This is a genomic window from Algibacter luteus (assembly GCF_900141715.1).
GTDB lineage: Bacteria > Bacteroidota > Bacteroidia > Flavobacteriales > Flavobacteriaceae > Arenitalea > Arenitalea lutea.
In genome coordinates, this window is the sequence record NZ_FQYK01000003.1 from 214,719 (window position 1) to 227,517 (window position 12,799).

The following is a 12,799-nucleotide window of genomic DNA, read 5'->3' on the forward strand; positions in this document are numbered from 1 at the left end:
AAACTTATAATTCTCCTCTACGTTTGATTAATTCTTCTTTTATTTCTCTTGCTCTTTCTTCGTTTAAACTATATTTCCACATAATCCAAATAGCAATTGCGGCAGTTGATGCTGGTATTATGATATCCGCTATCCTTAAACGCAACATAGATTCAGCAGTTTGAGATACGGCACCTTCATCAAAACCAACTAAGGTTAAAATAGCACCTCCAAGTACCAATGAAATGGCCTGACCTAATTTTACCATCCACCAATAAATAGCACCAAAAGTGCCTTCTTTTCTAGGCATACCATTTTCTAATTCATCAAGGTCGCAAACATCTGCCGTCATACTCATCATTAATGTAAATAAACCTCCCAAACCAAAGGCCATAAAGGGAATTGGTAAAAACATCAACCACGGGCCTCCTAGACTCACATCTATACTAAACCACGACATACCAATACTATCCAGAAAAGGGTTTATTGCTTCAAAAATCGAACCTACAAAACTATTTACACCTTGCCCTATTGATGATTGGTTGAACGTTGCATTTAACTCATTATCAAATCCCCACCATTTTAAACAATAACCTATAATAGAAATCACTGTAGAAATAATAAAGGCACGTCGCTTTCCCCATTTGTCTGATATCCGAGAAATAATAGGTATCACCGCAAAGGCCGTTACTAAAGCGGTAAATGAGGCAAACCAAGCAGGCCATGTTCCGGCATTACCATAGTCCCCGTTATAAATGTAGAAAACAATAATAAAAAAGCTAAACGAAGCCACCATTTGAAAACCATTAAATACTAAAAATGTAGCGCCACATAATTTCATAAATGGCTTGTTTTGAAACACATCTTTAATACCTTGAAATAAATCTTTAAAACTGGATGATAAGGTTCTTAAACTTATTTTTTTTCTGTTCTCCATTTTACCGGCATCTATACCTTTGCAAAATAAGGCAGGTAAAATTCCAAGAACAGCACATCCTATACCTACCAAAATAGACAATTTACGTACACCCGTACCTTGTAATTTTTCGTTTGTAACTTTTAGCAAATCATCACCAGATAAACCTAATTCGCCAATAGCCATTAAAGTTTCATCGCTTATAGGGAAAACTGTTGGATCTGCAATTACTACCCAGAACCAAGGTACAAGCATCCAAGCAATTTGGCCTACTGTGTTGGCAAAAGCCATTAAACGCGTTCGTTCGTTATAGTCTGAAGTCATTTCATATCCTAATCCAACTAAGGGAGTAGCATACATGGTATTTCCAACTAGAAACAATAAAGACATTAATAAAAAATACCAGAAATTGAACATGACTGAATTGTCTTCACTCATTTGAAATAAAAGCGCAAACAATATTCCACTTAAAATAGCACCAACGAAAATATACGGTCTGCGGCGTCCCCATCTAGACTTCGTATTATCAGAAATAAAGCCCATGATAGGATCGGTAAGGGCATCGAATATTCTTGGTAATCCTCCTAATAAACCTGCTAAAAATGGATCCATTCCAAAAGCAGTTACCAAAAAGAACATGAATACAGCTAAAGCTCCGGGTAATAAATTTAGTACGAGGTGCCCAGATCCGAACGCCATTTTTTGACCAATTGGCACTTTATCTCTTAATGGGGTTACAGTATGATTCATATTATTTTGGTTTAGTTAGTTTAGTAATAGCTTATGTTAATTAGGAATTACAATGGTTTGAATTGCCTTTGCATCTATTGCAAAATCTAAGGTGTTTTCATGTAAAGATAAGTTTATTGTTTTTGGAGTTTCTGTTTCATTAAATAATACCACGACTATAGATCCATCAGGGTTTTTTGCAGCAGTAGCCATAAGTGACTCATCAGAGTTGTTATGCATAATTACTTTAGCGCTAGGTCGAATATATTTACTAAAATGAGCCATCGTGTAGTATAAAGGCGTGAAATAAACCTCATCGTTATCTGGGTCTACAATTACAGGCGCAACACACCAGTTTTCAAACCAGTTTGGACCACCTTGTCTGTCTAAAACCATATTCCAATCCACCCATCCATCAACCCAGTTATTCAGACAACCAATAATATCTCTAGCATAGCGATTTACAGGCGCATATTTAGGGTGCAAATATTTTTTTTCGGGTTCTCTCCAATCATAACCCCAATCAGTTGCTTCTTTTTTCCAATACCAAGCATCATCTTTCCAAACTGGTACTTGGGAATCTATACATCCCTCAGTTTCTATTAAGTACTTATCTGGCGCCTTATTGTGTGCGTACTGTAAGGCTTCAGGAAAATAATCATAAGTACTCTCATACCAATGTATGGCTGTTCCATCAAAATATTTTGAAGACGCTTCATCTCTATACATCTCATCAACCCATTCTTTTAAACCTTCTCTATTTTGATCGTAGCCCAAAATAATTTTATCGCCATAGCCATCAGCTTCTAGTTTCGGGCCTAAATGAAACTCCACAAAATCTGTCATTTCTTTTGGTGAAAAATGCATGCTTTCCCAATTATTTCCATTTCCATGTGGTTCGTTTTCAACAGTGAAGCCCCAAATATCAATACCTTCAGATTTATAAGCCTCAATATATTTTGAAAAGAATAGTGCCCAAGTATCGTAATATTCAGGAAGTAATTTACCACCAACCCATTTGTTATTATCTTTCATCCAAGGTGCAGCTGTCCATGGTGAAGCGAATATGTTAAAACCATCTTCTGAAACAGCTAAAGCATCTTTAATCATCGGAATTAAATCATCTTTATCTTCTTCTATTGTGAAGTGTTCCAAATTTTTATCGCCTTCAACAGGTGTATAAGAATAGTTGGATAATGAAAAATCACAAGAATTCATGTGTGTTCTTGTTAATGAGTAACGTGCACCATCTTTTGCGAAATACGCTTTTAGAATAGTGTCTCTATTCTTTTTACTTAGTTTGTTCAGTAAATACGCCGATGACTCGGTGAAGGCTCCACCAAATCCAGAAATGGTTTGTAAAGTTTCTTCAGGTTTAAGGGTTATATTAACCAGACTATCACTTGCTTTAAACTCCGTAATCTTAGTTAAACTATTACCACTTGCCGATGTTTCAAATACTTCAAAATTCATCTTTTCTTCTTTCTTGTTACAGCTTGAAATTAACAATGCAACGATGCATACCCATGCGTAATTAAATATTCTCATTTCTTTATTCTTTTAACTGTGTGTATTTGGCTTTTATAACACTAAAAGTTTCCTTTTTGTTTCTATCTATATCTACGATGCCCCAAAATTCTTCGTTGGGCGATCCGTCGTATGGCACACCGCTACTATTTGGCGCCCAACCACCAATATCTTGTTGGTCTGGATTTCCTGCTTTCCACCAGCCATCGGTAAATGAAAACATGGCAACACCTGAACAAACATCTTTATTTTGAAAAATCTCATCTAAAATATTGGCATTGGCAGCGGCTTGTGCCTTTTCATTAACACCTTTCTCAAAACCATAATCAGAAATGGTCATGTAACTATCTCCTCCTGCTTCCGAAAGATACATAGGCTTAGAACTGATAGCTTTCCATTGCGGAAAAATAGTTCCTGGTTTATCCCATCGGTACACATTCATTCCCCAAACGTCAATGTTAGGGCAGGAGGCAAGCACTTGTTTATCTGGCAACTCGCCATGTGCAGTGGTTACCAAATGATTTTGGTCGTTTTGATGAATACGTTCTGCCGCATTATTTAAAGCTTGATACCAAATGTTCATATCGCCTTCAAACCATTCTGGGTGGTAGTTATACTCATTACCCAATTCCCACATTAAGATAGATGGGTGATTTTTATAGGTGTTGACGTAATCAATAAAAGAGCCGGATTTAATATCAAAAACACCACCTTGATCGTAACCAAATCCTATTATTAATTTAATGCCTGAAGCATCAATTTCATCTAAAACTGCTTTATCATCAATTGGCGCGTACACTCTTATGGTGTTAATACCAGCTTCAAGCATCAATTCTAAATCTTGAGTAAGTGTATCGAAATTTCTTTGAGTACTACCTTTTGGAACTGGATGATAACAAATACCTTTAATGAAGTAAGGCTCATTGTTTACATAAATTATACGTTCTGATTGAGATACAGAAGGAGTGTTTTTCTTCGTCTTACAAGACAAACAGAAACAAATAACTAGACATGTAAAAACAAATTTTGCCATATGTGTTAATTGATTATTCGTGCATTAATAATTTATTTTCATCTGGAACTAAAACATCTTTCATTAAGGCTTTTTTGTCTCCATTATAGGTTTTAGTAATAGAATTTCCATCTCTTTTTAAACCTTTAAAAACACCTTTGTCCACTAAATCCCAAAGTGCATATTTTGCTTTTCCTTCAATAGTAAATAATCCGAAGTAATTTTCAGATCCTTGTGGGTTTTTGGCATCTTTCCAAGATTCGTCAAATGCTTCAAAATAAAAACAAGACATGTTTTCTTTTTGCGTCCATTCTCGCATATGTTTATAATACAAGGCTTCTTTATACTCGTCAGTAGCCTTAGTTCCATTAGCTCCGAAAAGACTACCTGAAAAACTTGCCCAACCTGTTTCTCCAATATGAATTGGTTTTTTTACCCCAAGGCTTTTTACATAATTAAAAACACTATCGTATTGCGAAATTGCATATTCTTTAGCCTTTAACATGACGAAGTCTATTTTATCAATATCCGATAAATCATTACCTCCCTCTACACCCCAAAAAACTGGGTTGTGGTGCGTATCGTGCATCGGGTAGGTGTGCATAGAAATATAATCAACAGCTTTTATTAATTTTTCTAAATCTTTTACATGGTACTCGCTGCCACCGCCGCCCCAAGATGCAAAGTTATCAGAGCTCGTTATCCATAAATCTTTAGGCAATTCACCCTGACTTTTTAGTTCTTGTAGGTGGTTTACCCATTTTAAAATAACCCCAGGCTTTACAAAATAACTTGTTGCCCAATGTACCATAGCTTCATTACCAACAGCAATTATTTTTACAATATCTGGGTACTGTTTTGCTAAGGACACTGCCGTTGCTATTTCAACTGCATTTCTTTCGCTTTCTTGATTATGGTCTGGTGCACCATGCCCGCGATAAAATGCGTTTTTACAATCAATCCAAGCGCCCAACATAACATACATTTCAAAGTTAGAATCTTCTTTTTTTAACTGAGATATCGCTTTTAGAACATTTGCTGCCTGTTCGAAATGTACATTATAAGTTCTGAGTATTTTAATACCCATAGCAGACAATATTTTCATATCTTCTTTTATCTGCTCTACCGTTGGCTGAATATCGCGTGTATTCTGTCTATAACCACCATATGAAATGGCTAGGTAATTTGGATTTCCTAAAATATCGGTTGCAGATAATTGCTTTTCGGTTTTTGGTATTTTATTACATCCAAACATCATAATTACTATTGAAAATATTATATACTTATTAAGACTGGTCATTACTTAGTCCTTATTAATCGAAACAATAATCTGTTTTACTTCTCCTTTTCGTTTGAAAATTGAATTTGAAGTTTCTAAATCAAGCTGCAATTCATTTGATTCTATTTGCCTGCCATCATTAAAAACAACTTTTAATCCGTGTTCATTCGAAAGTTTATAAACTACTGGAACTTTACAATATGTAAAGCATAAAGAACCAGCTTCAACATCTATTTCTTGTTCTTCTTTATTCACATTTGTGAAACGGAAAACCGATGGTTTCTTTAAAAACTCACTTGTTTGTAATAATCTAGCATTGAAAACAATTTTTCCGTTTTCAACAAACACACCCAATTCTCCAAACCTACTTAAAACATCTTCTTTAACTTGCCCAGTCATTCCTGGTTGTTGTGCACCTTTTGTTCCTGGTGTATGTGAATATGGGTCGGTTGGAAATGCGCCATATAATTCTGGTGATTTATGAACACCAATACCTGCGTTGATTTCGTAATAATGATCGAACAATTTACCAATTACAACATTACTTTCATTATTCTTTATGGCTAACAAGCAATTTTCTTGTACAGCAAGTAATAATTTAGAAACCATATGCCAATAGATTGAACCTAAGCCCTCGTAACCAAAGAATGTTCCTGAACGTCCTGTAAATGATTTGTGATCGAAAATGTCTTCATAAATTTGAAGCAAGAGTTCTTCATCTTGTTCTATTAACGAAGCGTAATTAGTTCCAAGATTTTTTAAGGCCTCTTTGAGACTATTCGCGTTATTGAAGTTACCATTAAAATGGAAATTGCCTTTTACATCTTGTTCTATAATTTGTCTGTTACCATCTGCAACCAGTTGTTTCAATAAAGCAGACTGTTGCACTTTATTTGAAGGAATATTATTCTTCTTATCGAACTTTGGCAAATCTTTATTTGGGTATAAGATATAGCTATATTGATCGTCTCTAAACAAAGCACTACTTTTTAACCCGTCTAGCAAACTTAAAGCCTGAGTAGGAGAGAGGTAGCCAGAACTTAAAACCGCCACTTGGCCTTCTAACATTTCTGATAAATATGAAATCGAAACCTCATTATCGTTTTCAACAGTCATTAAATTATAGGCATGATACATGTTATCATCACGCTTATTGGCATCTATACTGTGTTCTAAATAAGCTTTGGTAACTTTTATAAAAATTGAAACATCTTCAATTTTTAATGTTGATTTCGTACTTGAAAATCCATGTGCATATATCGTTTCTCGATACTCACTTCCCGCTTTTCCTAAACCATCAAGAACTGTTTTTCTGTCTCTATCTGAAATTTTTCCCGATAAAATATTTGAGTTTTCTTGAAGTGTGTCAACAACTTCATTGAAGAAAACTGCTAATTCTTGAGAAATTTCAACTTGATTCGTTTCTGAGTTTTCAACAAGATTTTCAAAGAAGTTTAAAAATCTATATAGATAATACAGTGTAACCATTGATACACCGTTACCAACTAACGCATTATTAGCATCGTTCCATTCCGGACGTTGAGTATTTAACCAAATACCACCTTCAGGAATAAAGTTAGACACTTTTGCCAATACGGTTGCTAACAGTTTTTCAATTAAATTTACTCTGTAAATATTCTGGTTTGCATCGTTTAATAACGCACCATCTGCACCTAAAAGGGCTCTTTTTTCATCAATCTCACGATTCAGTTCGTAATCAAAATCGATAGTGTCTTTTGGGTTTTTTAAAGTATCCTGATAGCTTTTTATTTTATAAGGCACATTTGCATAAACAAAAATGTTTTCTGCAAAACGCTTACCTAAATCACCTGGGTAGTGGTCTTCAATAAACTCTAAGAATTTTAATAGATAGATAATTTGATGATCGCCCCAGTACCCAATATAAGACCAAGGGTCGTGCTCTTCAATAACTTCCCAATCAAAACCGCCTTTTGTAACACGGTATGGGTTGTAACCTTCAAAGGTAGATGCGTTTAAAAACTTATGAATCATCCCTTCAATAAATTCCGGGTAAGAATGTGCTAATGCCTCCCAGTTTTGGAAAATATCTCGCCAATTACCTTCGTAGTCTAGTATTTTAGAACCATCAATTTCATTTCTAGTATTTATAGAAAACTTATTCCAAGGTCTACTCGGGTCTCCATGTCTTCTACTAAATTTAAGTGGTAAATATTCAAAACATAAACGTTTAAAATCTTTATCACTGTCATTTTCTGCAATGTCTTTTAAATGGTTTAAAGATAATACTTCTGGCAAATTACTAAGTGCTTCTTTTTTATTTGAAAAAACCGTCTTGTTTGCCTTTGATAAATAAGTTGTAAAATCGCCTTTTTCAATTTGATAATCGTTATCAAAAATACCACCTCTCATGATATTGAAAAGTGTATTGGCAAAATGTCTTGTATTTATTAATTGATCTTCTGTAAGTTGTAAACCATCTGCAGAAGCGGTTAATTCTACTAAGTTTTTGGTTCCGGCATCAACATCACTTTCAACAACTTGCTTTAAGTTGTTTTCGGTTTTAATTAATTCTGAAATCTGAACAACATCTGAAATAGACTGATTTACATTGGCAACAAACATCCAATTTTCCTCTGACTTTGATTCCAATGTGATATCTGCACAAATGAAGTAAGCTCCTTTTTCTGCTTTTATATCAACTTCTTCTTGAATAGCTTCACCTCTTCTAAAATTATTAAGTTGTAAAGAGGATACTAAATAAGTTGGATTGTTTAATCCGTGAGACCAAACAATATTAGATTTTAATGCTTCACTGGGTTCTGCTTTATCAACAATTACAGCACTTAAGGCAAAAATACCTACGCCAACTTCTTTTTGTAATTCACTTCTTTTATATGCATCAACAAGATTACTCCTGCTATTTTGTAAATCTGAGCTAACGTTATTTGGAACAATGTTTTGCAACCCATCTAAAACTTTAATATGAAGCGCGCTATCAGTATTATTTATAAGCGTCGATTTTTTTACAAAACCAAATTTGTTACTTGAATTCCACTCGTATCTAAAGGTTAATCCTAGATCTAAATTACTTTCTTCAAAAACAACTTTATTCCCATACACATTCTTGTACAAATTAGTCTGGGTATTATAAAGTCCAGTTTGACGAATCGAAAATGGTTCCCAGATTAAAGTCTTACCGTTTTTCTTTATCTGAAAAATAGATTTGCTTCCAGTAATATCCGCAAGTTCCGTAAGTTTATCATCTGTGTAATAAGGAAACAGTGCATATTCTGCATTTTTTCTTCCTGCGGTTAATCCGCCATTACTAGATATGAACATCCAGTGATTAGAATCACTAACTATGCTCATGAAAAATGGACGCATTTTATCACTGTTTGAAATCTTGAAAAAAGATTCCCCATTGAGGTTTACAATTTCAGATTCTATCTTTTTGTCTTCAAACGAAATGAATTCATCGCTTTTCATGTAAGTGGTATTAGTCATTAAATAATAATTAAAAAGACACTTTAGTCGGCTTTTATTTCAATTTTTTAAAGTTGAAAAAGGGTCGGTTAAAAGCGTTTTACCGACCCTTTTTTTAACTTTATATGTGTTATTGATATACTCTTACGTAATCAATTTCCATAGTATCTTCCGTAAACGCAGGATCGATATCACCTCCTAAGGTTCCTCCCATTGCGATATTTAGAATAAAGAAAAATTCTTTATCATAGAAAGGTAAATCAGCATTGTTTCCAATATTTACAACTGGCACATTATCAACTAAAATAATAAGCTCTTCTGCCGACCACTCTAGTGTGTATAAATGAAACTCTGTTGACGTATCAGATACCGCTAATGTTTCACCGTAGCTCGCATTTGCATTAGTGCCTGTATCAAACCAATGGAATGTTCCTAATGATGTATTTTTATCTGCACCTGTTTGCTCCATAATATCAATTTCGCCACATACCGGCCATCCAACATCTGGGAAATTAGCGCCTAACATCCATATGGCAGGCCATGTTCCTTGAGCAGCTGGTAGTTTTGCTTTAACCTCAACACGACCATATTTAAACTCATATAAATCAATTGATTTTATTCTTGCAGAGGTATAATCGCTACCATCTTTTTTAGCAGTAATTTTTAAAGTTCCTTCTGAAACGCTAACATTAGATGCATCACTTGTATAAGTTTGTACTTCTTGGTTACCCCAACCACCAGCACCTAAATCATAGGTCCAGTTAGCTGCATTTGGTGCACCATCCGTATCAAATTCATCAGACCAAACTAAGTTATTATAAGCCGATTCAAATTCTGCTTCACCTTCTGTTGGTTTACTTGATGTAAACACTTGATACCATGCAAAGCCATTACCCGCTTGAATTATTCTTACTTGTAGCATGTCCTCTGTTACAGATATAATATCGTAAGTGCTTGCACCTACATACCAACCCATAAATCCACCATCTGAAATTTCAAATGCGGTTCCTCTGTAAGGTGCTTCTTTATAAGAACCTTCTGTTGCTGCTTTAGATGTAGATGGTAAAAACGATACATTTTTAACACCAAACATAGTTGTAGCTACTGTTTCATCATGACAAGTATCACCCGCAACTCCTAATTCTGATGCATAAGTACCAGGAATAAAAGCTGGACCAACAGTTTGTTCGAAAGTTAAACCATTAGCAGTTCGCGTAAACACAAACTCATTTTGATACATACAGTATTTTTCTTCATCCCATGGCCCAATAGCATTCCACCAAGCTTCGTATGCAAACTCGCCATTTCCATAATCATCTTCTACAGGACCTAAGCCTACATGCAATGGAATATTTGCAGCCCAATACCACGTTTTAGAATCGCCAACTAACTCACCAGCTAATAAATTTTCAGCTTCAGGATCGGCAAACGAACTAAATACTTCTACTTCCATAGAAGCACTAGAAACAACACCACCTGTACCTACAGCATTAACAACTACCGTAAAAGTATTCACACCTGTAACAGTAAATCTGTGAGCCATTTGTCCTGAAGGTGCAACGCCAGTTTTTCCATCACCAAAATTAAATTGATATGTTATCTCATCATTTGCTGTAGCAGAAAAATTAACAATTCCACTTCCATCTCCATAAGGATTAGCTGCATCAGCACCCACAATTTCTGCAGATATTGTAACATTTGATGGCGCAATAATATCGCCTATCGAGGCATCATCTTCTTGACAACTGGTAAACACCAGCGCCAAAGAAAAAATCATTACTATATAATATTTTATATTTTTCATATTCTATGTTTTTGAGTCTTTAAATTAGTTTATATCAATATCATCTACATAGATGGTATAATTTGCAGAACCATCTCCTTGAGTTCCGTTATCAATAATCATAACAAGGTTATACCAATCAATTCCCATATCGATACCGCTAAAATCGAATGTTAGTGTTTCCCATCCATTAGCAACTGTTGATGTTGCTATAATTTCTGCTGTTCCTGTAACATCTGGCCATGGCACTGCGTCTTCAAATTTAAACAGCAAGTTTAGACCTGCTCTAGGCGACCATACTTTTGCGGTAACTGTAGTTCCTCCAGAAAAATCGAAAGGCATAGGAACCGTAATTTTTGATCCTGCCCATGGCTGTCCTGCACCTTTTACAACTTGTAAAACACTTCCTGAAGTATTCCCATTTGTATCTGGGTTTGAAACAACCGATGTTCCACCGCCATCAAATGCATCTAATGAGAATGCTGGTTCAAAATCTAATTCAGGACTAGTAGAAATATCATCTACATAAATTGTATAATTTGCAGAACCATCTCCTTGAGTTCCGTTATCCATAATTAGTACCATATTATACCAGTCGATACCCATATCGATACCTGTAAAATCAAATGACAAAGTTTCCCAGCCATTAGCAACTGTTGTTGTTGTAATAACTTCTGCTGTTCCTGTAACATCTGGCCATGGCACTGCATCTTCAAATTTCATAAGAAGATTTAATCCAGCTCTTGGTGACCATACTTTTGCGGTAACTGTAGTTCCTCCAGAAAAATCGAAAGGAGTTGGTATCGTAATTTTAGATCCTGCCCATGGTTGTCCAGACCCCTTAACAAGTTCTAAAACACTTGAAGAAGTGTTACCATTTGTGTCTGGGTTAGCAACGACTGTAGTCGCTCCACCGTCGAATGCATCTAGAGAAAATTCAGTTTCAAAAGTTAACGGTGTAACCCCGCCTGAAGTTACTTCGCCTTGTTTATAAAAATAAATATTATCAATAAATACAGTTCCAGCTGCCCAAGGTGTTCCCACAAATTTTAATTGAAAAATTTCAGAAACTGTTAACCCTTGATCTGTATATGCTGAAATTGGAATTTCAATACTAGTCCAGGCGTTTGCATTTAAATTAGTTGTTACCGGAGCCTCGGTAACTGTTCCTGAAGCATTATTAATTAATGACGTTTCAATTGCAGTAACTTCATCAGCGGTCCAAACATCAAGGTGTAAATATTCCATATTTGAAACATCAACTGTTACACCATCTGCTAGTGCAATACCTTGGTAGCTTAAATTAATGTATTGAAGCATTTCATCTCCAGCTAAATTGAACATAGCCCAACTACTTCCTTGGCTACCTTGAGCCCAATCTGGGAAATAGTTTGTGTCTGGCACATTATCATAAGCGCTACTAAAAATAGAAATGACATCTGCTGCTGCTCTGTTTCTTGGCATTGGTGCCGATGCTAACGGTTGTACAATTGCAGTAACTTCAAACTCTTCTGAATAAGAAGTGGTTTCTATTGCTGCACCCTTTGCTGTAACCGTAATTGTGTACGTTCCTGCATCTTGGTAAACATGAGAAGCGATTTCACCAATATTGGCTTCAACTACATCTGAACCATCTCCAAAATCTACTTCAAAGAACATTGCGAAGTCAGCTGTAGCTGTCACATTTACTTGTTTTGAAATAGCTAAATCATTTTCAATGGTAACTGCAAGATTTTCTGGAGCTTTAAAGGATACAACAACATTTTGAGCTGCTGTAGCTGATAAGCCATTTAATCCGTATGCTGTAATGGTTGCATCATAAGTACCTTCTTCATAAACATGATCTGCACCTTCACCCGGAGTAATCCCTTCCATTATTTCAGAACCATCCCCAAAATTAATTGAATAACTCACTGCACCTTGTGCTAATGGGGTAATAGTAACCAACCCCGTGTTATCTTGAGTAACACTAACTGCGGCAGAGACATTTGAAGGTGCCACAATTGCATCTACATAGTCTGTGCTTTCATCTTGTGAGCAACTAAAAGCAATTAGCGCTACAAGACATAAACTGAATGTGTGTTTAATAAATTTTTTCATAGTATTTTT

Annotated in this window: 7 protein-coding genes; all 7 read right to left on the reverse strand. The window is 35.4% G+C overall.

What is annotated here, in order from left to right; all coding sequences use genetic code 11:
• Positions 1 to 4: 4 nt before the first annotated feature.
• Positions 5 to 1,645 (reverse strand): MFS transporter, encoded by a 1,641-nt coding sequence (locus BUA46_RS07090; RefSeq protein ID WP_019387965.1) that lies wholly within the window; start codon positions 1,643 to 1,645, stop codon positions 5 to 7.
• A 36-nt stretch (positions 1,646 to 1,681) separates the two neighbouring features.
• Positions 1,682 to 3,097, reverse strand: a complete 1,416-nt coding sequence (locus BUA46_RS07095; RefSeq protein ID WP_019387964.1) for a glycoside hydrolase family 30 protein — start codon at positions 3,095 to 3,097, stop codon at positions 1,682 to 1,684.
• Between the two features lie 79 nt (positions 3,098 to 3,176).
• Positions 3,177 to 4,184, reverse strand: coding sequence for a glycoside hydrolase family 2 TIM barrel-domain containing protein (locus tag BUA46_RS07100; RefSeq protein WP_143148097.1), 1,008 nt, complete (start codon positions 4,182 to 4,184; stop codon positions 3,177 to 3,179).
• Between the two features lie 13 nt (positions 4,185 to 4,197).
• Positions 4,198 to 5,421, reverse strand: coding sequence for a glycosyl hydrolase family 17 protein (locus tag BUA46_RS07105; RefSeq protein ID WP_019387962.1), 1,224 nt, complete (start codon positions 5,419 to 5,421; stop codon positions 4,198 to 4,200).
• 45 nt (positions 5,422 to 5,466) lie between these two features.
• A complete protein-coding gene (locus tag BUA46_RS07110; protein ID WP_050981776.1) occupies positions 5,467 to 8,928 on the reverse strand; it encodes a hypothetical protein in 3,462 nt (1,153 codons plus the stop codon).
• Between the two features lie 109 nt (positions 8,929 to 9,037).
• Positions 9,038 to 10,711, reverse strand: coding sequence for a family 16 glycosylhydrolase (locus tag BUA46_RS07115; RefSeq protein WP_019387960.1), 1,674 nt, complete (start codon positions 10,709 to 10,711; stop codon positions 9,038 to 9,040).
• A gap of 24 nt (positions 10,712 to 10,735) precedes the next feature.
• Positions 10,736 to 12,790 (reverse strand): PKD domain-containing protein, encoded by a 2,055-nt coding sequence (locus tag BUA46_RS07120; RefSeq protein ID WP_019387959.1) that lies wholly within the window; start codon positions 12,788 to 12,790, stop codon positions 10,736 to 10,738.
• Positions 12,791 to 12,799 lie beyond the last annotated feature (9 nt).